General features: G+C 66.2%; 22 protein-coding genes. 5 read left to right on the top strand and 17 right to left on the bottom strand.

Features of this window, described 5'->3' with window-relative positions:
- The 9 genes from QK444_RS12695 to QK444_RS12655 all read right to left on the bottom strand — a co-directional run.
- Positions 1–314 (bottom strand): hypothetical protein (locus tag QK444_RS12695; RefSeq protein WP_282779974.1); only part of this gene is annotated, 314 nt, incomplete at its 3' end.
- Positions 311–1300 carry a helix-turn-helix domain-containing protein gene (locus QK444_RS12690; RefSeq protein WP_282779972.1) on the bottom strand — a complete coding sequence of 330 codons (990 nt, stop codon included), beginning with the start codon at positions 1298–1300 and terminating at the stop codon, positions 311–313. The genes QK444_RS12690 and QK444_RS12695, both read right to left, overlap by 4 nt.
- On the bottom strand, positions 1297–2139 hold the full coding sequence (locus tag QK444_RS12685) for a hypothetical protein (RefSeq protein ID WP_282779970.1): 843 nt from the start codon (positions 2137–2139) through the stop codon (positions 1297–1299). The genes QK444_RS12690 and QK444_RS12685 overlap by 4 nt, the downstream gene beginning before the upstream one ends.
- 6 nt (positions 2140–2145) lie before the next feature.
- Positions 2146–2757, bottom strand: coding sequence for a hypothetical protein (locus QK444_RS12680; protein WP_282779968.1), 612 nt, complete (start codon positions 2755–2757; stop codon positions 2146–2148).
- Positions 2758–2774: 17 nt separating this feature from the next.
- Positions 2775–4859 (bottom strand): hypothetical protein, encoded by a 2085-nt coding sequence (locus QK444_RS12675; protein ID WP_282779966.1) that lies wholly within the window; start codon positions 4857–4859, stop codon positions 2775–2777.
- Complete coding sequence (locus QK444_RS12670) at positions 4856–5095, bottom strand: hypothetical protein (protein ID WP_282779964.1); 240 nt, start codon at positions 5093–5095, stop codon at positions 4856–4858. Before QK444_RS12670 ends, QK444_RS12675 begins: the two co-directional genes overlap by 4 nt.
- Positions 5095–5850 carry a hypothetical protein gene (locus QK444_RS12665; protein ID WP_282779962.1) on the bottom strand — a complete coding sequence of 252 codons (756 nt, stop codon included), beginning with the start codon at positions 5848–5850 and terminating at the stop codon, positions 5095–5097. The genes QK444_RS12670 and QK444_RS12665 overlap by 1 nt, the downstream gene beginning before the upstream one ends.
- Complete coding sequence (locus QK444_RS12660; protein ID WP_282779961.1) at positions 5847–6083, bottom strand: hypothetical protein; 237 nt, start codon at positions 6081–6083, stop codon at positions 5847–5849. Before QK444_RS12660 ends, QK444_RS12665 begins: the two co-directional genes overlap by 4 nt.
- Positions 6084–6243: 160 nt before the next feature.
- On the bottom strand, positions 6244–6474 hold the full coding sequence (locus tag QK444_RS12655) for a helix-turn-helix domain-containing protein (RefSeq protein ID WP_147287137.1): 231 nt from the start codon (positions 6472–6474) through the stop codon (positions 6244–6246).
- Positions 6475–6658: 184 nt separating this feature from the next.
- Here QK444_RS12655 and QK444_RS12650 point away from each other — a divergent pair, with 184 nt between their 5' ends.
- Positions 6659–7369, top strand: a complete 711-nt coding sequence (locus QK444_RS12650; protein ID WP_282779958.1) for a creatininase family protein — start codon at positions 6659–6661, stop codon at positions 7367–7369.
- Here the strand turns inward: QK444_RS12650 and QK444_RS12645 are convergent.
- Positions 7351–8616 carry a hypothetical protein gene (locus tag QK444_RS12645; RefSeq protein ID WP_282779956.1) on the bottom strand — a complete coding sequence of 422 codons (1266 nt, stop codon included), beginning with the start codon at positions 8614–8616 and terminating at the stop codon, positions 7351–7353. The two genes, QK444_RS12650 and QK444_RS12645, sit on opposite strands and share 19 nt — an antisense overlap.
- A gap of 73 nt (positions 8617–8689) precedes the next feature.
- A complete protein-coding gene (locus tag QK444_RS12640; protein ID WP_282779955.1) occupies positions 8690–9979 on the bottom strand; it encodes a site-specific integrase in 1290 nt (429 codons plus the stop codon).
- Positions 9980–10292: 313 nt separating this feature from the next.
- On the opposite strand from QK444_RS12640, the gene QK444_RS12635 reads away from it, so the two are divergent.
- From QK444_RS12635 to QK444_RS12625, 3 genes are read left to right on the top strand one after another with little or no spacing between them, the layout of a single operon-like run.
- Complete coding sequence (locus tag QK444_RS12635) at positions 10293–10730, top strand: helix-turn-helix transcriptional regulator (protein WP_282779952.1); 438 nt, start codon at positions 10293–10295, stop codon at positions 10728–10730.
- 14 nt (positions 10731–10744) lie between these two features.
- The gene (locus QK444_RS12630; RefSeq protein ID WP_282779951.1) at positions 10745–11158 is read left to right on the top strand and encodes a VOC family protein; all 414 of its coding nucleotides are present in this window, start codon (positions 10745–10747) and stop codon (positions 11156–11158) included.
- A gap of 37 nt (positions 11159–11195) precedes the next feature.
- Entirely contained in the window at positions 11196–13577 is a 2382-nt protein-coding gene (locus QK444_RS12625; protein ID WP_282779949.1) for an excinuclease ABC subunit UvrA, read from the top strand.
- 5 nt (positions 13578–13582) lie between these two features.
- On the opposite strand, the gene QK444_RS12620 is transcribed toward QK444_RS12625, so the two are convergent.
- Together QK444_RS12620 and QK444_RS12615 are read right to left on the bottom strand one after the other, a co-directional pair.
- On the bottom strand, positions 13583–14596 hold the full coding sequence (locus QK444_RS12620) for a helix-turn-helix transcriptional regulator (protein ID WP_282779947.1): 1014 nt from the start codon (positions 14594–14596) through the stop codon (positions 13583–13585).
- Positions 14597–15054: 458 nt separating this feature from the next.
- Positions 15055–15501 carry a hypothetical protein gene (locus QK444_RS12615; protein WP_282779945.1) on the bottom strand — a complete coding sequence of 149 codons (447 nt, stop codon included), beginning with the start codon at positions 15499–15501 and terminating at the stop codon, positions 15055–15057.
- Positions 15502–15914: 413 nt separating this feature from the next.
- Here QK444_RS12615 and QK444_RS12610 point away from each other — a divergent pair, with 413 nt between their 5' ends.
- Positions 15915–17162 (top strand): TMEM143 family protein, encoded by a 1248-nt coding sequence (locus QK444_RS12610; protein ID WP_282779943.1) that lies wholly within the window; start codon positions 15915–15917, stop codon positions 17160–17162.
- Between the two features lie 101 nt (positions 17163–17263).
- Here QK444_RS12610 and QK444_RS12605 read toward each other — a convergent pair whose 3' ends face one another.
- The 4 genes from QK444_RS12605 to QK444_RS12590 form a co-directional block, all read right to left on the bottom strand.
- Positions 17264–17683 carry a VOC family protein gene (locus QK444_RS12605; RefSeq protein WP_282779941.1) on the bottom strand — a complete coding sequence of 140 codons (420 nt, stop codon included), beginning with the start codon at positions 17681–17683 and terminating at the stop codon, positions 17264–17266.
- A gap of 65 nt (positions 17684–17748) precedes the next feature.
- Entirely contained in the window at positions 17749–18435 is a 687-nt protein-coding gene (locus tag QK444_RS12600) for a TrkA family potassium uptake protein (protein WP_282779940.1), read from the bottom strand.
- Entirely contained in the window at positions 18428–19807 is a 1380-nt protein-coding gene (locus tag QK444_RS12595) for a potassium transporter TrkG (protein ID WP_282779938.1), read from the bottom strand. The genes QK444_RS12600 and QK444_RS12595 overlap by 8 nt, the downstream gene beginning before the upstream one ends.
- Positions 19808–19969: 162 nt before the next feature.
- Positions 19970–20557 (bottom strand): XRE family transcriptional regulator, encoded by a 588-nt coding sequence (locus QK444_RS12590; protein ID WP_282779935.1) that lies wholly within the window; start codon positions 20555–20557, stop codon positions 19970–19972.
- Positions 20558–20740: the final 183 nt, after the last annotated feature.

Below are 20740 nucleotides of genomic sequence, written 5' to 3'. Positions count from 1 at the left end.
GCGACGTGGGCGGTGGTGGCGGTGTCGGGGCGGCCGAACCCGATCCAGGCCCAATAGCCGATCCAGCCGGTCAGCCACACCAGTAACGGCACCGTCGCCGCCGCCGGGGCGCCGGAGTGCACGACCCACCACATCGCGGCCCCGGTGGCGCCGATCCCGAACAACACCGGGCGCGCGGTGCGCAGGCGGCGGCGGATTCGAGTGGGCCAGGTGGGGCGGTCGGCGTAGCGAGGTTCGATGCCGCTGGCCTCCATCAGCGCTTGCAGTTCGCCGTCCCAGTCGATACCGGGGTCGGGGTTGTGGTCATGGTTCATGCGAGGACTCCTTCAAGGGGCTGGTGATGGTTGGTGCTGATCTCCGGCACCGATGACGCGGGGCCGGAGCGGTCGGGGGTGGACACGGCGCGAGCGCTGTCGTGGCCGGTGTCCGCCGGGGTGGCCAGGTAGCGGCGCACCGTGCGCTTGCTGACCTGGAGGTCGGCCGCGATCCGCCCGTGCGACCACCCCCGGGCGTGCAGCTCGTGGGCGCGAGCACGACGGGTGTCCGCCCCGCCGTCCTCGCCTTCCACATCGGTGTTCGCCTGTTCGGACACCGGGGACACGATTGGGTCAGCACCGGCGGCCACGGAGGTGGTCAAGCCCTCCAGGGCGGACACAGTCGGATCAGACTGTGTCGGGCCGGTGATCGCCGCTGCGACTGCGGTATTCAGCGCGGTCCGGGGCTCGGTGACTGTGGTTGATGTGGTGTCGGCGGCGGTCATCGACAGCAGGGCGAATCCGGAGATGACCATCAGCCCGTCCAGAGTGAGCGGGCCGACCGACGCCCCCAACGGCCCGTATCCCCACGCCAGCAACACATCTCGCACGTGGCCGTAGGAGATGACCGCTGATCCGAGGGCGACGGTGCCCGCGCCGCCGTAGCGGGCCAGCGCCCACAACCCACCCCTCCGCCACCGCGCCCGCGACAGCACCTCGACACTGAGCAGCAAGCCGATGGGCCATATGGCGGCCCCGATCTGCGGGGCGATACCCGGTGTCCACCCCGGCGGCATCGTGTCCGCCGGGAGCCAGGCGTGCAGGACGTTGGCCGCGATCGAGGTCACCGACCCGAACACGAACCCCGCCCACGCCACCACTCGACCGTGCGCTGCACCGGGAGCGGTGACCGGGCCGTCCACCCCGTGACCACCCCGAGCGTCCGCGCGGCCACCTTGAGCGTCCGCATGTCCGTTCGCACTGTCCGGAGGCGGCCACGGGGTGGTCATGTGGTCGCGGTGCTGTCCGCTGGGCTGGCCGGTCATCGGGGCTCCGGGAAGTTGTCGGCGCTGAACCCGCCCTTGGGCCGCAACAGCTTCACCACGCTGCGCCCGCGTCGCCACAGATTCCAGGCGGTCACGATCAACCCGATCTGATCCCGATCACTGGTACGCACTCCCGTGCGGTGCAGGATGTCCAGGCGTTGCCGCAGCGCCAGGATCGGTGACCCGGCGGGCAGGCCCGCGCCGGAATCCCACAGGCGCACGAACTCCGCGGCGGCACCCTCGTCGACCTCGCTTAAGCGGATCAGGACTGCGCACGCGACCGCGGGGCGGGCCTTCAATCGGGAGGCGACGGAGGTGAATCGTTCGGCGCGGGCGACGGTTTCGGGGTAGACGGTCGCGTATTCCACGATCCGCGTGGTGGAGATCTTGTTGCGGGTGTAGTCGCCGAACAGGTTGCCTTCCAACCACGGGATGTAGACCCGCAGCGCGGCGGCCACGAGGGTGGTGTTGTGGCCGGTGATCCCGGAAATGGTGAGTTGGTCGGCGGGGGTGCGGCGCGCGCCCTGATCCATCGTCACCTGGGTATCGGCCGCGAGGCCGCGCACGACCAGCATAGGGAAGGTTTGGCCGCTGGTGCGGGCGATGGCGGCCAGGCGGTGCTGGCCGTCGAGAAGTTCACCGTCGGGACCGAACTTGATCGCTTCGCCGTTGAACCGCCACCGGCTCGATGTCATGTCCTCGAAGTACTGCTGCACCCGCGCCTGGCGGATCGGACGATTGTTGCGGTTGTGTTCGAGCATCCGCCGCGCCATCGCGGCATCGATCTCGATGATCTGACTGACCACCCGCTCCGGCTGATCAGAATTGACAAGATGCATGAGAATTCACTCCTTCGTGGTGGGGTCGGGGAGACGGTCGAGAACGGTTTGGATCGCGTCACGAGCACGGATCAGGTCACCGCGGTATCGGTGCGCGAGCTGGGCGGCGTGGCGGTCAAACCGGTCATCGGCGGCCAGGCGTGCCAGGGAGTCGGCTTTCTTGGTCAGCTCGTAGCGGGTGGTGTCGAACGCCTCGGTGATCGGGCGACGCCGCCGCGTCCCCGCACCGGCGTCCTCTGCTGTCGAATCTGGTTGTGGTGCAGTGTGCTTGGGCTGGTATGTCTTCTTGTCCAGACCCGTCACGGGGGCAGGTGTTCGATTTTGAACACCTGACGCGACGGCGTGGGCCGTGCCGACACTCAAGCCGGTGGCGGCGGCGATAGCGCGGGTGCTCATCCCGATCTCCCGCATCGACGCCACGACCTCGGCACGTTCCTCACGGGGGATGCGCAGTCGGGATCGGTCGAACTCGCTGGCGCAGTACGCATCCCAGCTCGGATAACCCAACGCCACCCACGCCCGCGCAGTGAACGCCTGCTCGATCAACACCCATACCTGCTCGACACAGGCGCGGATCTGCGCGGTCAGCTCCTGCGCCGCCTCGGCGGACAGCGTCATCTCGGGGGTGTGGTCGGTCATGCGGTGTCACCGCCCTCGAACCCCAGATCGGCCTGCCGGGTCCGCCCGGAATCCAGGTCCCGCACCCGCAGCAACGGCACCCGTGGGCGTGTACTGTCCGCCCATCGCTTCGGCTGTGGGTCGGCCGGGAGCGGGGCCAGTTCGTCCAGGTCGATCGGGACGACGTGGCCCCAGTGAGCTTGGCGGGCGTGTACCCACACCACGTCCCCGCGTTCGAATTCGGCGAGGTGGTTGGGGTCGATGAAGAACGTCTCCCGCTGCCCCAGCGACCCTTCGTCCCCGAGTTTCCCGTGTCGGGTGTGGCGGGTGTTCTCGGTGACCGGGCGCGACCCGAACACCTCCGACACCTTCCCCGCCCCTTCCAACTTCATCAGCAGCGCGCCGGAGGGGCAGGACTCCAGGAGGCGGCGGCGGTCATCGGGGGTTTGGCCGAGTCCGAATTGGTTCTGGGCGGCGAAGATCGCCACCACCCCCATCCCCAACAACCGCTCAGCGATATTGGTTTGGTTGATGCCACCGGTCTTGTCCGCCACCGCCGACATCTCATCGATGATCAACACAACCTGCCGGTCATGCTCACCACACGCGAACTGCTCGATCAACGTCACCAGGGCGGCGACCTGGGCGCGGGCGTACTCCCCGCGTACCGTGCCCGGCACCGTCGCGTAGATCATGTCGAAACTGTCGAGAGGTCTGCCGCCGTCGAACCCTTCGCCGATGGCGGCGAAGATGTTGCGGAACTTCCCGCTCACGTCCCCTACGGCGGGGGGTTTGTTCTTCTCCAGGGCGTCGATCTCGTCCAGCACCGACTGATCCGCCTTGTATGCGGTTTTCAGCCACGACACCGAGAGTCGTTCCAGGAACGCCTGTTTCGATCGGGGTGGCCCACCCGGAGCCAGGACCGCGAGTTTGGTGACTCGGATGCGGTTCTGCTTGAAATGCTCGGCGCCCGCGTCGGTGGACGCGACGGGGTTGATCATCGATTCGAGGGTGGCGCACATGTCCTCGGCGTCCATCGCCCACAAATCCAGCCGATTCGTCACCGGCCAGAGAGCGACGCGGCGCGGGTCGACCTTGAGTCGGGCCGCGATCGTCACCAACTCCCGCCCCGTGGCCAGGCCGGGTTTGCCGCCCTTGCAGTCCACGAAGATCAACAGCGGGCGTTTCTCACCGGTCCGCACGTAGCGGTGCCAGTACGCGCAGTACAGGCCGGTACTGAAGCGGGTGAGCAGGGTGGTCTTCCCGGCCTGCTGGGACATGCCCAGCAACACCATGTGCCCCAAACCCTCGATCGGGATCTCCAGTTTCGACCCGCGCCGTCCGGTGAGTTCGGTGACCGTGGTCGGTTGGGTTGCGTCGGTGTACTCCGACAACGTGCCCAATACGGCTTTGGAGTGCAGCCAGCCCGCCGTGATCGGAGCACCGTACTTCGCGGCCTTCCGCGCGGCCTTGGCTTTGCCTTGTTGCTGGCGGCGTTGCAGGCGACGGGTCTTCGACGGTGACCCCACGCCCTCGGTGCCGAGCCTGCCGAGGAACCTCGCTCGCCAGGCAGCAGCGGCCCAGAACGCGACCGGGACACCGCCCGCGGCCATCGCCGCCAACGCCCCCGACGCGAGCCCGTGGTCCAGCAGCACGCCCGCGCCGTCCCACCACAAACTCAACGGCGCGGTCCAGGAATCCGACGCCCAGATCACGCCGACCGGCAACACCAACGATCCGGCGGCGTAGTTGCGGACCTGCCGCGCCTCCCACCGCCGCCGCGCCGCCAGCACATTCATCCCGACCCCGAGCGCGGCCAGGAACCCGGCACCGGCCAGGGACGTGCCCGCGAACTCGAACGCCTCCGCCACCGACGGCAACCCCACACTCCAGTCCGGGGCCTGCCATCCATTGGGCAGCACCGCGTTCTCGAACACCGGCGTGTGCGTCGGTTCCGGCGGGACCGCCGCCGAACCCGCTGTCCCGGTCGGCACCTCCGGCACCGGCGCAGGCACCGCATCGGGTTCGACCGGCTCGATCGGCGCGGGCGCTATCGCGTCGCCGCAGTCGTACGGGGTGACCAAGGGTTTGCAGTCGTTCATGACCGCTCACGGCCCTTGGTGCTGCCTGGATCGAGTAGATGTTCCAAGACCGCGTGCATCTCCTGCGCGGGCAGCCGCAGCACGCCCACGTGGGCGGTGCCGGACCAGATGGTGTAACGGTCCGGGCGGATGCCGGAGCGGGATAGGGCGTCGGTGAGGCGGCGGGTGATCCGCGACGGGTCTTCCCCACCCGCCGTGTCCGCCGCCACCACCAACGGCTGTTGCTTGTCTGTCATCAGCGCACTCCTTTCCGCGCCAAAGTCAGGTCCAGGTCATGGATTTCGAGATTCGCCAGCACATCCACCCCACGCCGATGCGCGAGCTGGGCCGCGACGCCCTCCAGGGCACGGCGCAGTGACTCGCCGCGCACGAAGTACAAGACGCCCGCCAAGTCGTGACGGTCGGCGGCCTCCAACGCCGCCGACACCGACCGCAACAACCGGCCCTCACCACGCTTGCGGGACAACTCCACCTCAATCGCCCACACCTTGTCCGGATCGGTGAAATCCCGACACCAGGCGTCATGCAGGTGTGAACTAGGTTGTCCGGCTTCGGGTTTCACGATGCGTCGGAGTAGGCGTTCGCTGGTCCAGATCTCCGGGTCGGTCTCCAGGCCGGTCAACGCCAGTCGTAGTTCCGATACCGCTGTCAGGTGCGCGGCCGTAGACGGCTTCGGGTGCCACTCCCCCGGATCGAATCCCAGATACCCCCACGCGATCTCACGCGTCGGGTACAGCCACAGCGGGCCGTGCGGTGTCTCGTCGGCGGTGTCGAAGTGCTTGGAGCGCCGCCACGGCCCCGGCGACCCGTAACCAACCCGACTCACCTGCGCGCGCCCGGCGTCCTTGAGGCGCTTCGCGAACGCGTACGCGGTGCGTGGTCGCCGCTGCATCATCGTCATCAGCAGCGACAACGGCAGCCCGTACTGCTGGGCGGTCCACTCCTCGAGCAGCGTCTGCCACGGCTGCAACCGCAACTCCCGCGCGCTCACGGTGCCACCACCTCACGCGGGCACTCCCGCGGCCACGCCGCGACGTTCTCCGTGCCCGGCGCGGGGCAGACCACCACCGTCTTGGGCAGGCCCTCCCGCGGGCCGAATAACAGCACACCGAGGAACAGGCCCGCGACAAACACGAACCCGATCAACACCAGCGCCGCCATCACCGGCGACGGCACCGAGGTCATCGTCCGATGCCGCGACATACCCAACAGGTCTTCGGTCATCGCCGATCACCCCGCCACCGCCGCCGCGTCGACCACCGCACCTGTGTCACGCCGACCCACACCACACCAGCCAGCACCACAAGCACGAACGCCGCCGCAGCCAGGCCCGGAACAACCGAACCCGCCACGACCAACGCGAACCCGATCAACAGCGCCCGCATCATGCCGCACCACCTGCTGTAGGGATGGGGCGCAGCAGGTCCATGACCTCATCGCGACGTACTCGAATGGTGTTGGGTCCGACCATGTAGCCGGTCAACCGGCCTGCGGATATCCAGCGTCGAACCGTGCATTCGTGAACGCCAAACAGGTCGGCAACATCCTTCAGACGCATATAAGCGCTGGTGGACCTGCGGTTCTCGCCTCCCCGCTGCTTCTTCGAACTTGCCAAGACAATCGCTCCTTCCTGTCATTGCGGGGACGAAACCCGCTGCAATACAGGAGAACTCGCGATCACCCGTCGACATCAGAGGTAGAAGAGAGCAGGGGTGTACGCCGGGCCGCACCGTACGACCTCCGTACGCCCCCAGATGATTCATCCCACGTTCTCTGCGGGGCGCGGTATCTTGGTTCGCGTGGACCATCTGCTACCAGGCGCTACCTCCGCAGACGTACGGGCACAGAACCCCACCGTCGCTGTGTTGCCTATCGGAAGCTTCGAGCAGCATGGCGAATTCCATCCGCTCATAACGGATACCGCGATCGCCTGCGCAATCGCACAGAGGATCGCAATAGACTACGGCTTATTCTTGCTTCCGCCTGTAACCTTTTCCTGCTCACATGAGCACGCAGGGTTTCCCGGTTCGGTCAGCATTCGAGCGACGACGCTCGCACTGGTAATCAGCGATATACAAGAGTCGCTGAAAGCCTCTGGCATAAGACATTTGGTGCTCGTCAATGGTCACGGCGGAAACTATGTTTTGCAGAACGTTGTCCAGGAGGCGAACACGACTGAGCGCCGGATGACGTTATTCCCACTGCCCCTCGACTGGAATCATGCGCGCACCAAAGCGAAGATGGAAACGAACGCGCACGAGGACATGCACGCCGGAGAACTGGAAACGTCCATCCTGTTGCACATCTCGCCAGATTCCCTTCGGCCCGGCTACCAGACCGCAGACTGGCGCGCGGACGACAGAAAGTTCCTCCTCGTCAAGGGGATGACCGACTATACAACCAGCGGCGTAATCGGATTTCCTTCCCTTGGAACTCCCGAGAAAGGCAAAATCGCTCTCGAATCACTCTCGGAATCATTCAAAAGCCATCTTCAAGCGCTGACCGAATAGCCTCGGGGTACCTGAACCGCTCTGGCCAATAGCCCCTTCAGTTCGTTGACTGGCTTTCCGCGAGCGGTTGACAACCGCTTGGACAGATCACGCAATACTGACAATGATCGCGCCGACGGTGCCAGCTGGTACAGCTCGACTGCGCGTGTGGCAACCCGCATGGACTCTTCGAGTTCTCCGACGCGCACGTAAGCCGATGCCAGACGGGCGGAACACAGCCCTTGATCTCGGCGTTGTGCCTCCGGCCAATCAGCAAGTCCAGAACTGTAAGTCGTGATTGCACGTTCCGGCTCTCCGAGCAGAACCCAACTCTGTGCCGCCTCCATCTCGATATACGATGGCGTGCAGTACTTCGCTAGACGTCCGGGATCATCCGGATCAGCGTCGAGAACCTGCGCCATGGCGCTGTCCAATGCTCTACGACATTCGTCCTTCTCACCAAAAAGCGCATGAGCATTCGAGAGCTGTCGAAGCGCTACGGCACGCAGTTCGGGGGTTATCTCGTCCCATCGCCGCAGTGCGGCATTCGCCAGTCCCAATCCCTGCGCTGCCTTACCAGCGTCGGTCAAGATGTTGCTCTTGCGCATCAGCACATAGGAGATGAGATGGGTGTCGCCCAGCTCTTCCGCGTAGTCCATTGCCTGGTTGGTCCAGTACAGCGCCGTCTTCAGGTCACCCGAGTCCTGGAACAACCAGCCCGCGAACTCGCAAAATCGGGCTCCGATTTCCAGTAATGACGCTCGCATTTCGCCACGTGCTTTCCCGCACAGGTCTTCGACCACGGTCAGCTGGCCACGAAGGGATTCGATGATGTATCGCGGTCCTGCCCATGCGTCCATTCGGACATGTTCGGTCAGCATGAGCTGGAGGTGTTGCACAAAGGCCGGATCGATCGGCTCAGGTACCAGAGTGAGCACGCTCGGACGAGCCAATGAAAGGCACTCATCGATGCCTTGCACCAGTGGTGACTCGGGCTCGGCATACCCCAGCTCCGCGGCTGTCACTTCGCGACCTGCGAACTGATTGAGCACGGCCAGCAGTACTTCGAGACTCCGTTCCTTGGGTCGGTGGACGCCCGCCTTGTATCTCGCGATCGTGCTGCCGTCCGGACTGATGGGCTCACGGCCGTCGGACTGGCTGTGCTCGACCATTTTCCGAGCAAGCGCCTTGTTGGGCAGGTTTAGTTCCGCGAGTAGCTCAGCCAAAGGTGTTTGGTGCCTACCCGATTGACGCTCGCCTGTGCTCATCGCCGCCTCCCCATGCAGAACAAGTACAGCATGACCGAGCGACATGTTTTCAGGATTCCTCGCATCTCCCCCGTCATGTTCTCGGTCGCCTCCGCTGTGATGTTCCGTTCGAACGTGACCGGCGCGCCTGTCTTCCCTTTGCGCGACCGTTGCCGGTGTCGACGCTGTCGGCCTCGGGTTCAACGAACTTCGACAACGCTACGGCGATGGCCATGTCACGGTCATTCGCTGCGTGCTGATAACGCATCGCTGCCGCCGGAGTCGAGTGTCCAAGGCGGTCCATCAGTTCCTTCAACGTCGCACCCGTCAACGCTGCCAGCACTGCGCCGGTATGCCGAAGGTCGTGCAATGTCAGATCGGCCTTGCCGTCGCCATCCGTGTCTTCACCGTCGCCCTCCGTCCAGCGTCCGGCTGTGCGGCATGCCCGGTACCAATGACGAGCGAACGTGGAGGGCGCAAGATGTCCACCGTGCACCGCAGGGAATAGCAGCGCACTCGGTTCGGGATCTACATGGTCACGGAGGTGATCTTCAACCGCTGGGATCAAGTGCGGCGGCACGGAAACGTACCGCACCCCAGCTTCGGACTTCGGCGCTTTGACCTTGCGGACCGCTACGCCCTTCTCGGTGCTCTTGAGACGAATCACCCCTCGTTCGACGTAGATCCGCCTCCGCCCTAGATCGACATCCTTCCGACGGAGCTCGGCCAATTCGCCGAATCGCAGCGCACACCATGTTGCGAGCAAGGCCATCAGTTGGAACCTTCTGGGCAGAGTCGCGACGATGATTTCGAGTTCGCTCAGGGTGGCTGGACGGATGATGCGCGCTCGCTTGACGGTGCCAGCGCCCCGTATCCGACATGGGTTTCGATGAACCGGAACCTTCTTGTCGTCAACGGCGGTATTGAAGATCGTGGAGCACAGACCGTAGACCCGCGCACGCAAGGTAGGCGTCTGAGAATTCAGATTGGCGTACCACTTCCTGATGTCTTCTTCTTCAATCGAGCCGATCGGGTACTCACCAAGCGCCGGAAGGATATGGGCGTCAAGCCAATCCCGATAGTCGCCTCGGGTCCGGTCTCCAAGGTCACGCTCCTTGATCCACCGTTCGGCGTACTCACGGAAGGTCATCCTGACCTCAATCGGAGTCTCGGTATCCGGTGGCTGCCAACGCTTTCGGATGATGTCCGCCTGCACCACCGACAGCCAAGCGCGCGCGTCCTGCTGTGTCAGAAAATAGGTTGGCGCTTTGTACCGCCGTCCATTCGGACCGTAGTAGCGCGCTCGAAACCGCCCGGTCGGCAATTCATCAACCGACCCGAACGTCCCCGACTTCCGGCGCTTGCGGCCCTCCCCACGGACCATAAGAGTTCACCTCAGACTTGCGTTCTGACCTGACCCTGACCTCGGCTGACCTAAATTCTGACCCGAGGTAATGACCTAGATCTGACCTGAGAGAAGTGTATCGGTGCAGATCGGTGCCGCCTAGCGCAAAAGACGCATCATCGAGAATTCGCTGATAACAGTGGGTTTCAGCTGGTCAAGGTCACAGAACATAGAGCGTGCGTCACTGGTTCAATCCCAGTATCGCGCACCGAAGTGGTCACGGACGTCGCTGCCGCAACACGCGCCACGCCAGCGCACCCCGCCGATCCGGCGATATGGGACGATCTGCGGAGTGACCAGCAGACCCGAGCAGCAGCGGCTACGCGACCTCGCGGTATTGCGGCGCGTCCGGGACCGGATCGACCGGGAGTACGCCCAACCCCTGGATGTCGAACGACTCGCCCGGGACGCGCACATGTCGGCGGGACATCTCAGCCGCCGGTTCCGGGCCGCCTACGGCGAGTCGCCCTACTCGTATCTGATGACGCGGCGGATCGAACGCGCCATGGCGCTGCTGCGGCGCGGCGATCTGAGCGTCACCGAGGTCTGCTTCGAGGTGGGGTGCTCCTCGCTGGGCACGTTCAGCACCCGGTTCACCGAACTGGTCGGAATGCCGCCCAGCGTGTACAAGCGGGAGGCCGCGAACGAGGCGGCCGGCATCCCGGCCTGCGTGGCCAAGCAGATCACCAGACCGATCAGGAATCGAGAAGCCTCGACCGGCGGCCGGTAACTACCGTGATCAGCATGGACATCAGCATCAATGCCTCCTATCTGCCCCAGGACGATCCGGACGCCGCGCTGGCGTTCTACCGGGACACCCTCGGCTTCGAGGTCCGCAACGACGTCGGCTACGAGGGCATGCGCTGGATCACCGTCGGCCCGGCCGGTCAGCCCGATGTCGCGATCGTGCTGCATCCCCCGGCCGCCGATCCCGGCATCACCGACGACGAGCGGCGCGTCATCGCCGAGATGATGGCCAAGGGCACCTACGCCGGGATCAATCTGGCCACCCGCGACCTCGACGGCGTCTTCGAGAAATTGCAGGCCAGCGACGCCGCCGAGGTGGTGCAGGAACCGACCGACCAGCCGTACGGGGTTCGGGACTGCGCCTTCCGCGACCCCGCGGGCAATATGGTCCGCATCAAGCAGCTGGACTGAGAGCCGTCCGACGAACAAGAGGAAGACACCACGAGCTATGGCCAAGAAGACGGACACGCGGTCGCCCGCGCACGCGGCCGACACCCACGATCTGATCCGGGTGGTCGGCGCGCGGGAGAACAACCTGAAGGACGTCAGCGTCGAGATCCCCAAGCGCCGGTTGACCGTGTTCACCGGCGTATCGGGCTCGGGCAAGAGCTCGCTGGTGTTCGACACCATCGCCGCGGAGTCGCGGCGGCTCATCAACGAGACCTACAGCACCTTCATCCAGGGCTTCATGCCGACCCAGGCGCGACCTGACGTGGACGTGCTGGACGGTCTGACCACCGCCATCATCGTCGACCAGGAGCGGATGGGCTCCGACCCCCGCTCCACGGTCGGTACCGCCACCGACGCCAATGCCATGCTGCGCATTCTGTTCAGCCGACTCGGCAAACCGCATATCGGTTCCCCGCAGGCGTTCTCCTTCAATGTGGCCTCCATCAGCGGGGCGGGCGCGGTCACGGTGGAGAAGGGCGGCCAGCAGGTCCGGGAGCGGCGCAGCTTCAGCATCACCGGCGGGATGTGCCCGCGCTGCGAGGGGCGCGGGTCGGTCAACGACATCGACCTGACCCAGCTCTACGACGACAGCAAATCGCTCAACGGGGGCGCGCTGACCGTCCCGGGCTACAGCATGGACGGCTGGTACGGCCGCATCTTCAGCGGCTCCGGATTCTTCGATATGGACAAACCGATCAGGAAGTTCACCAAGCGTGAACTCAACGATCTGCTCTACAAGGAGCCCACCAAGATCAAGGTCGAGGGCATCAACCTCACCTACGAGGGCATCATCACCAAAATGCGCAAGACCATGCTGGCCAAGGACGTCGACTCCTTGCAGTCGCATGTGCGCGCGTTCGTGGAACGGGCGGTGACCTTCCAGACCTGTCCGGACTGCGACGGCACCCGGCTCAGCGCCGAGGCGCGCTCGTCGAAGATCGGCAAGGTCAATATCGCCGACGCGTGCGCCATGCAGATCAGCGATCTCGCCGAATGGGTCGGCGGACTGCGGGAACCGTCGGTGCAGCCGCTGCTGGACGCGCTGCGGCACACGCTCGACTCGTTCGTGGAGATCGGGCTCGGCTATCTGTCGCTGAACCGGCCCTCGGGCACGCTGTCGGGCGGTGAGGCGCAGCGCGTCAAGATGATTCGCCACCTCGGCTCCTCGCTCACCGATGTCACCTATGTGTTCGACGAACCCACCGCCGGACTGCATCCGCACGACATCCAGCGCATGAACGATCTGCTGCTGCGACTGCGGGACAAGGGCAATACGGTCCTGGTCGTCGAGCACAAGCCGGAGACCATCGCCATCGGCGACCATGTGGTGGACCTCGGTCCGGGCGCGGGTGCGGCGGGCGGCGCCATCTGCTTCGAGGGCACCGTCGACAAGCTGCGCACCAGCGGGACCATTACCGGGCGGCACTTCGACGACCGCGCCACGCTCAAGAGCGAGGTACGGGAACCGAACGGGGCGTGGAAGATTCGCCATGCCAAGACCAACAATCTGCGCGATGTCTCCGTCGATGTCCCGCTCGGCGTGCTCTGTGTAGTCACCGGCGTGGCCGGATCCGGCAAGAGTTCGCTGATCCACGGCTCCATTCCCGGCTCCGACGGCGTGGTGGCGGTGGACCAGACGCCCATTCGCGGTTCGCGGCGCAGCAATCCGGCGACCTACACCGGGCTGCTGGAGCCGATCCGCAAGGCGTTCGCGAAGGCCAACGGCGTCAAGCCCGCACTGTTCAGCTCCAATTCCGAAGGCGCGTGCCCGAATTGCAACGGCGCGGGCGTGGTCTACTCCGATCTGGGCATCATGGCCGGGGTCGCCACCACCTGTGAGGTGTGCGAGGGCAAGCGGTTCATGGCGGAGGTGCTCGAATACACCCTGGGCGGCAAGGACATCAGCGAGGTGCTGGCCATGCCGGTGACCGAGGCCGTGGAATTCTTCGGCGACGGCGAGGCCAAAACCCCTGCCGCGCATGCGATCCTGCGGCGGCTCGCCGATGTCGGGCTCGGTTATCTGACCATCGGGCAGCCGCTGACCACACTGTCCGGCGGTGAGCGGCAGCGGCTCAAGCTGGCCACCCACATGGCCGACAAGGGTGGGGTGTACGTCCTCGACGAGCCCACCACCGGCCTGCATCTCGCCGATGTGGAGCAGCTGCTCGGACTGCTCGACAAGCTGGTGGAATCCGGCAAGTCGGTGATCGTCATCGAGCATCACCAAGCGGTGATGGCGCACGCCGACTGGATCATCGACCTCGGACCGGGCGCGGGCCACGACGGCGGCACGATCGTCTTCGAGGGCACGCCCGCCGATCTGGTGGCCAACCGCTCCACACTGACCGGTCAGCACCTCGCGGAGTACGTGGGAGCCTGACCCCGTCAGGGCAGCTGCTCCCATGCAGCTTCGAGGACCTCACGGAACAGGGTGCGACAGTTCCCGTCGTCGAGGTCCTCGAAGTCGGCGAGCGGTGGTCGCAGCATCAGCGCGTTCACCACGAAGGCCGAGCGGGTGCCCTTGAGCCGGTAGAGCCGTTCGAACCGGCGCTCGGCGAAGCGCACATCGTGTTCGAGGCCCGAAATGCGGCTGGCGACCCGGGTTTCGCGGGCATAGTCGTATTCGCCCGCCACCACGTAGCGGTCGTCGACCAGCAGCAGGCCGGAGGCATTGCTGGCGTGCTCGCGCTTGACCACGACATTCTCGACCCCGGCACGCACCAGCCGCCAGAGCTTGTCCGCGTAGGGCCAGACGTCGGCGACATCGTCCAGGACGTACATGCGCCGGATGTCCACCCGGGCGGAACCGGTGCGGCTCGCCAGGTGCAGCAGGACGTCGTGGTAGTCCTCGCCGACGTCACCGCCGATGGAACCGAGTGTCGCGGAGTGGATGATACGCACCGAACGGGTGGCGTGGGTGACGATGGCGCTCCAGTCGCTCACCGTATTCCACTCCCACACCATGGCGCTGTGCGAGGGCACCTGCGCGAGCACGTCTTCCGCGCGTTCGAGTTGACGTTCGGCGATCTCGCGCAGGGGCTGACAGGCCGCCCCCGCGCGAGCGGCCTCGATCAGGCTCCGAGTCAGGCGCAGACCCCGTTCGACGGCTTCGACATCCTCGCCGAGGAGCACGTTGAAGCGCATACGCAGCGCGTCGTGCCGATTGTCGACGGCCCGGGCGGTGGCTGCGCGTCCGGGTGCGGGCAGCGCCGCACCCAGCGCCAGGCTGAGCCGTTCGCGCAGCGACAGCTGCGGTATCCGGGAACCGTTCTCGATCTGCTGGATGAGGCTGCGCGAACATCCGACCTTGGCCGCCAGGGTCGCCTGGGTGAAACCCCGGTCCTTGCGCAGACGGCGGACCACGTCGCCGATGGCGTCGCCCTCCGGATTCGCCAGCATCGCGCCCCTCCCCTGCCCGTGCCGCCCAGGGTGTGTCATGTCAGCCTAGTTCGTGCCACGAAATGCCACCAGACATCCCATGATTCACACCGATGCCCGGGCGGGGTCGAACTGGTCGGGCAAATGGCAAGTGACAGCAGTCATTTCGATTGATCGGGGTAATTCATCGCTCGTACCGTCGAATCGAGCACCTACGCGAGAGGTGAAATACGATGACACTCCGGATAATCGGGCCGCTGATAAGCAGTGACCGAACACCCGAGTTCGCCCGGGAGACCGAGCCGGGTAGGTGGACGGTGAGTTGGCTGCCAGGCTTCGCCCTGTCACGCGAACAGGCGATCAGCGCCATGGTTGTCGACGAGACACTCAGCGATCCCACGGCGGTGGACGCCGAGCTCGCCATGGAGACGGCCACGCTACGCGCCGCCGAACTCGGATTCGATCTCCGGGAGGTCGTGCTACGTCTGTCGGTTCGCGTTCTGGAGCGGGACCGAGCGGGCGCGCCACCATCGCACCAGCATGGTGGACCCGGTGACGAGCAGGGCTGCCAGCGGGATCAGCGGCAGGTAGGAGACCCATACGATGGGTTCCTCCGGCGCGAGGGCGACGAAGGTGGCGAGCACGGTCACCGTGAAAACGACCGCCGACCAGCGGTGCGCCTGCCGCACCCGCTGTCCCCGCACCCAGCCGACCGGGCGCGGCGCGGCACCGCGACGGGCGCTCGTATACGACGACACCAGCAGGTACAGACCGGAGAACGCCAGTACGGCGAGCGGCGGCAGCGGCAGGTAGGACAGCCATTCGGGGCCGCCCACCGCCAATCCGATCACGGTGACGACGGTGGTCGCCACGAAGGTGACGGCTAGCCACCGGTGTGCCTGCCTGATCCGGATACTCCTGGTCATGGTGGTCTCCTCTCCGTTCGAGCCACGCCGCCGCGGCACTCGCGGGCGGATGTTCCGAAGTCGACGCTAGCTACGGCCCGGAGAGCAGCGCTTCTCGATTCCTGACCGATTGCGGCGGCCGTCGCGGCGCAGGTCGTCGGCGCCGTCGCGGCGCGGGATCGGGCGCGAGCCGAGCAGGTTCGCCGCCGCGAACGGGCACCGCGGGCGTCCACGACAGCTATTCGGGCACCGGCGCGCCGGAGATTCCGCAAAACGGGCCGCGACGCGGCAAACCGCCCGCACCCCAGACGGACCCGACCGGTGCGCACACCGGTGCGCTCGAAGCCGTTTCGCGGTCACCGGTCCCGCACGGGAGGCGGGGGCCGCCCCCTAGGGTTGAAGCCGACGGGTGCGCCCGCCGAGAGGAGTTGCCGATGGAACACTTTCTGCCGTTTCGCAAGAGCGCGGTCATCTCGCTGTGCGCCGACGAGGTGCCCGAGACCGAGCGGGAGTCCTTCCTGGAGTTCGCCCGATTACTGGCGGCCCTGGTCCACTACTCGTTCCACGAGCGCGGCGATGCGGTGCTGGACGCGTATCAGCTGGTCGATCCGGCCGAGGATATGCGGGTGATTCGGACCGCGACCCCGCCGGAGCGGGCGGCGGCGCGGCAGCGGGTGGAGCGGGAGCTCATCGCACTGGCGGAGGCGGCCAATTTCACGCGCATCGACGAGGCCGAGATCGAGCGGGCCTTCGCCGAACAGTCGCTGGTGAAGGTGCGGCTGGAGGTGGAGGACGAGAATATCGACACGGTGCTGTTCTTCCGGCGCGGCGAGGCACGCAAAACCGAACGGGTGAAGTCGCTGTACGGGTTGCGGCGGCGCACGGTCGAATTCACCAGCTACGCCAAGGTGCTGGTGTATATCGCGTTCACCGAGCGCGAGCAGGCCGACGACGGGCAGCCCTCCGGCGGTGTGCTGTTGAAACTGTTCCAGGATGTGCCGCGCAATGATCTGGAGATGCTGTATCCGAGCGTGCGCGTACGTATGCGACCGCTGGACAAACTGCTCATCGGGGTGCCCGCGGTGGTCTCCGGGATCATCGTCGTGGTCACCAAGCTGATCGCCTCGATGGGACTGCTGGTGCTGCTGCTGGCCTTCTGGCTCGGACTCCGCGACGAATCGGTCACGCTCGATCAGACCGCGCTGGTCACGCTCGGGGCCGGACTGGCGGCCTTCGGCGGATATCTGGTGCGCCAATTCTCCAAGTTCAAGAACCGCAAGATCAAGCTCATGAAGACGCTGTCGGAGCACCTCTACTTCCGCAATCTGGACAATGACGCGGGCGTCTTCCACCACCTGCTGGGGGCGGCGGAGGATTCGGAGGTCAAGGAGGCGCTGCTCGCCTATCACTTCCTGAGCACCGCCGAGCGCCCGCTGACCGCGGCGGAACTGGACCGGCGCATCGAGGAGTGGTTCCGCAAGCACTGGCGGACCACCTTCGACTACGAGGTCTCCGACGGGCTGCGCAAACTGCGGGAGCTGGAGTTGCTCACCGAGGGCGAGGGTGGAGCCCTCGGGGTGGTGTCACTGCCGGAGGCGAAACAGCGGTTGGATCATCGCTGGGACAATCTGTTTCGCTTCCACACGCCAGCGTCGGGCACACCGGGCACACAGAACCGATAGGTGAACGAGCGGGTCTCGGTCGGGCCTTCCGACATCGGTCGGGCAGCCCGGATCTCCCGGGCAGCCCAGAATTCAGGCCCCGGAGGCCCGGGCCGCGGAGTTCAGGCCACGCAGAACTCGTTGCCCTCGGGGTCGGCCATGGTGACCCAGGCGAACGGCCCCTGCCGCCCCTCGTGCAGCGGCTTCGCGCCGAGTTCGGTCAGCCGCTCCACCTCGGCCGCCCGCCGCTCGTCCCCCACCCGGATATCGAGGTGTAGTCGGTTCTTCACCGTCTTGGCCTCGGGCACGAGCTGGAACAGCACCCGGGGCCGCTCCGGATGCCGAATGGCCGTCCCGATCTTCCAGACCAGCTTTCCCCGATGCGTCGTGGTGTCGTCCGCCGAGGCATGCCCCTGCGCGACCATGGTGCGAATGAAGTCCTCGTCCTGGGGTTCGACCTCCCACCCCAGCGCCTCCGCCCACCAGTCGGCCTGGGTGTGCGGATCGGCGCAATCGACGACCACCTGAAATTCGTATCCCACGGGCCGTACCCTAGCGCCGGGCACCGACAGCCTCGTTTCTTCGGACGGCTCGGCCGAGGGAACGCTCAGACGAGATCCGCGAACGATTCGACATCGGCGATACTGCCGGACACGATGAGCTGATCGCCGTCCATCACCACGGTATCCGGCGTGGCATAGGTGAATTCGCCGCCGCGACGCTTGATGGCGACGACCGTCACGTCGAACTGCTGCCGCAGACCGCTCTCGGTGAGCGTCATCCCGATCGCCGCGCGCGGAGCGGTGGTGCGCACCATGGCGTAGTCCTCGTCGAATTCGATGTAGTCGAGCATGCGCCCGGTCACCAGGTGCGCGATGCGTTCGCCCATATCGAATTCCGGCAGCACGACGTGATGCGCGCCGATGCGCTCGAGGATGCGGCCGTGCTGGCGGCTGGTGGCCTTGGCCCAGATGCGTGGGATCTTGAAATCGACGAGCAGGGAAGTGGTGAGAATGCTCGCTTCCAGATCGGTGCCGATGCCGACCACCGCGTGCGGGAAGTCCGGGACGCCGAGCTGTTCCAGTGCACCGATATCGGTGGTGTCGGCGACCGCGACGTGGGTGAGTTCGTCGGAGTAGTTCTGCACCAGGCGCGGATCGGAGTCGATGGCCAGCACCTCGGAGCCGTGTACGACCAGTTCGCGAGCCAGTGAGCCGCCGAACCGTCCCAGTCCGATGACGACGACCCTGGTGCCGGGGTGTTTGGGGGCCTTGGTGAATGGTGTCCTAGCCAACGATGGGTCGCTCCTCCGGTAGCTCGTAGCGGCGTTCGTGCTCGCGCAGCGCGAGGGCGGACGCCAGGGTGATCGGACCGACACGGCCGATGAACATCAGGCCGATCAGTAGCAGATGCCCGGTGGTCGGCAGGTCGGCGGTGATGCCGGTGGACAACCCCACGGTGCCGAACGCCGAGGTGACCTCGAACAGTACGTCGTCGAGCGGCAGATGCGACAGCCGCAGCAGCGTCATGGTCGAGATCAGCACGACGCCGAGGCTCAGCAGCGCGACCGTGATCGCCTGCCGCTGCACGGTGGCGGCCAGCCGCCGTCCCATCACGTGCACAGTCGGCTGGCCGCGCACCTCGGCGTACACCACGAACGCCAGCAGCGCGAAGGTGGTCACCTTGATCCCGCCCGCCGTGCCCGCGCTGCCGCCGCCGATGAACATCAGCGCGTCATTGACAAGCAGCGTGGTGGGGTGCAGCGCACCGACATCCACGGAGTTGAAGCCCGCGGTACGCGGGGATGCGCCGTGAAACACCCCCGCGAGCAGTTTGCCCGGCAGCGCCAGTGGACCGAGGGTTCGAGGGTTGGTCCATTCCAGTGCTGTCACCAGCACGACACCGACGGCGAGCAGACCGGCATAGGTCAGCACGGTGATCTTGGTGTGCAGCGACCATCCCGGAACTCGGACGCCCCGCAGCCGCGAGCGCATCGCCCGCGACACCTCGAATACCACCGGGAAGCCGATGCCGCCGAGCACGAACGCGATCATGATCGGCCCGATGATCCAGAAGTCCGTGGCCTGGCCGACGAGATTGTCGGAGGCGAGGCCGAATCCGGCGTTGTTGTAGGCCGAGATCGCATGAAACACGCCCCAGTACAGGGCGGAGCCGAAGGAATCCGGTGTGGTCGCCAACCGACGCGCGGTCAGCGCCGCGGCCACCACCACCTCGATCGTCAGGCTCATGGCGACGACGCCGAGGACGACGCGCTTCGTCTCGCCCAGCCGCAGGGTCTTGGTCTCCGCCTGGGCGATGAGCTGCATCCGCAAACCCATGCGGCGGGCGACGAGCAGCCCCAGCAGCGAGGCCGCCGTCATGATGCCGAGGCCACCGATCTGGACGAGCGCGAGCACCACCGCCTCGCCGAACGCGGACCAGTGGGTGGCCGTGTCGACCACCACCAGGCCGGTCACACAGACCGCCGAGGTGGAGGTGAACAGGGCGGTCACCGGATCGGTCCAGGTACCGGAGGCCGCGGAGACCGGCAGCATGAGCAGCAGCGTGCCGAGCAGATTGGCCGCGGCGAAGCCGGCCACCGTCAGCCGGGCGGGATGCCCCAGCGGACCCAGTCGCCGGATCACCGGCAACGCGGTTCGTCCCATCCGATCAGTACGCCGAGCCCGATGGCGAACCGACGCACCCAGTCACTCGGCCTCCTCTGTCGCACCCGACTCCGACCGGTACGGCCGGCCCGGGGGGAGTCTATCCGCGCGATCGGCGCCGACCGCCGAAGCCGCACTGTGGGTTGCGCCACCGGGCACGGCTCATGTCGACTCCGCTTTCGGGCGCACGCGCAGGTGCGCGCGTTCGCCCTGTTTGCCGAAGAGGCTGAGGAATTCGACCGGATTATCGTCGGCCGGACCGAACCAGTGCGGGACGCGGGTGTCGAATTCGGCCGCCTCACCGGGGAGCATGACGAAATCGTGTTCGGCGAGGATGACGCGCAGGCGGCCGTTGAGCACGTAGAGCCATTCGTAGCCCTCGTGGGTCTTGGGATCCGGTTCGCCACGGTGAGCATCGGGGGCGAGCACGAGCTTGTACGCCTGCACGCCGCCGGGGCGGCGGGTCAGCGGGATCATGGTCATGCCGTGCTGGGTGACCGGGCGCAGGTGGACGCGCGGATCGCCGGTGGGTGGGGCGCCGACCAGTTCGTCCAGGGTGACGCGGTGGGCCTTGGCCAGGGGCAGCAGGAGTTCGAGTGTGGGGCGGCGGGCACCGGATTCCAGGCGGGACAGGGTGCTCACCGAGATGCCGGTGGTGGCGGAGAGATCGGTGAGGGTGACATCGCGCTGTTTACGCAGGGCGCGCAGGCGGGGGCCGACCGCTTCCAGGGCCTGATCCAGGTCGTCCATGCCTCCAGTTTGCCATAACAGCAAAGGAGCTTGCCGAAATCGCGGGTTCGGGCGCATGGTCGTCGGCGAGGAGGTGGTCTGGATGACCGAATGGACCGGAAACTATGACGCGGTGGTGATCGGCGGCGGGGCCGCGGGGCTGAACGGGGCGCTCATGCTGGCGCGCTCGCGGCGGTCGGTGCT

It is taken from the genome of Nocardia sp. CC201C (assembly GCF_030010695.1).
GTDB lineage: Bacteria > Actinomycetota > Actinomycetes > Mycobacteriales > Mycobacteriaceae > Nocardia > Nocardia otitidiscaviarum.
This window is presented reverse-complemented; position numbering and strand designations above follow the sequence as displayed.

What these genes read in the sequence shown, in the direction of transcription:
- QK444_RS12680 (WP_282779968.1), bottom strand. Translation starts at nt 2,757, where the DNA reads ATGACGCTGTCCGCCGAGGCGGCGCAGGAGCTGACCGCGCAGATCCGC.
- QK444_RS12630 (WP_282779951.1), top strand. Translation starts at nt 10,745, where the DNA reads ATGGACATCAGCATCAATGCCTCCTATCTGCCCCAGGACGATCCGGAC.
- QK444_RS12625 (WP_282779949.1), top strand. Translation starts at nt 11,196, where the DNA reads ATGGCCAAGAAGACGGACACGCGGTCGCCCGCGCACGCGGCCGACACC.
- QK444_RS12640 (WP_282779955.1), bottom strand. Translation starts at nt 9,979, where the DNA reads ATGGTCCGTGGGGAGGGCCGCAAGCGCCGGAAGTCGGGGACGTTCGGG.
- QK444_RS12590 (WP_282779935.1), bottom strand. Translation starts at nt 20,557, where the DNA reads ATGGACGACCTGGATCAGGCCCTGGAAGCGGTCGGCCCCCGCCTGCGC.
- QK444_RS12660 (WP_282779961.1), bottom strand. Translation starts at nt 6,083, where the DNA reads ATGACCGAAGACCTGTTGGGTATGTCGCGGCATCGGACGATGACCTCG.
- QK444_RS12645 (WP_282779956.1), bottom strand. Translation starts at nt 8,616, where the DNA reads ATGAGCACAGGCGAGCGTCAATCGGGTAGGCACCAAACACCTTTGGCT.
- QK444_RS12620 (WP_282779947.1), bottom strand. Translation starts at nt 14,596, where the DNA reads ATGCTGGCGAATCCGGAGGGCGACGCCATCGGCGACGTGGTCCGCCGT.
- QK444_RS12675 (WP_282779966.1), bottom strand. Translation starts at nt 4,859, where the DNA reads ATGAACGACTGCAAACCCTTGGTCACCCCGTACGACTGCGGCGACGCG.
- QK444_RS12595 (WP_282779938.1), bottom strand. Translation starts at nt 19,807, where the DNA reads ATGGGACGAACCGCGTTGCCGGTGATCCGGCGACTGGGTCCGCTGGGG.
- QK444_RS12685 (WP_282779970.1), bottom strand. Translation starts at nt 2,139, where the DNA reads ATGCATCTTGTCAATTCTGATCAGCCGGAGCGGGTGGTCAGTCAGATC.
- QK444_RS12610 (WP_282779943.1), top strand. Translation starts at nt 15,915, where the DNA reads ATGGAACACTTTCTGCCGTTTCGCAAGAGCGCGGTCATCTCGCTGTGC.
- QK444_RS12690 (WP_282779972.1), bottom strand. Translation starts at nt 1,300, where the DNA reads ATGACCGGCCAGCCCAGCGGACAGCACCGCGACCACATGACCACCCCG.
- QK444_RS12615 (WP_282779945.1), bottom strand. Translation starts at nt 15,501, where the DNA reads ATGACCAGGAGTATCCGGATCAGGCAGGCACACCGGTGGCTAGCCGTC.
- QK444_RS12670 (WP_282779964.1), bottom strand. Translation starts at nt 5,095, where the DNA reads ATGACAGACAAGCAACAGCCGTTGGTGGTGGCGGCGGACACGGCGGGT.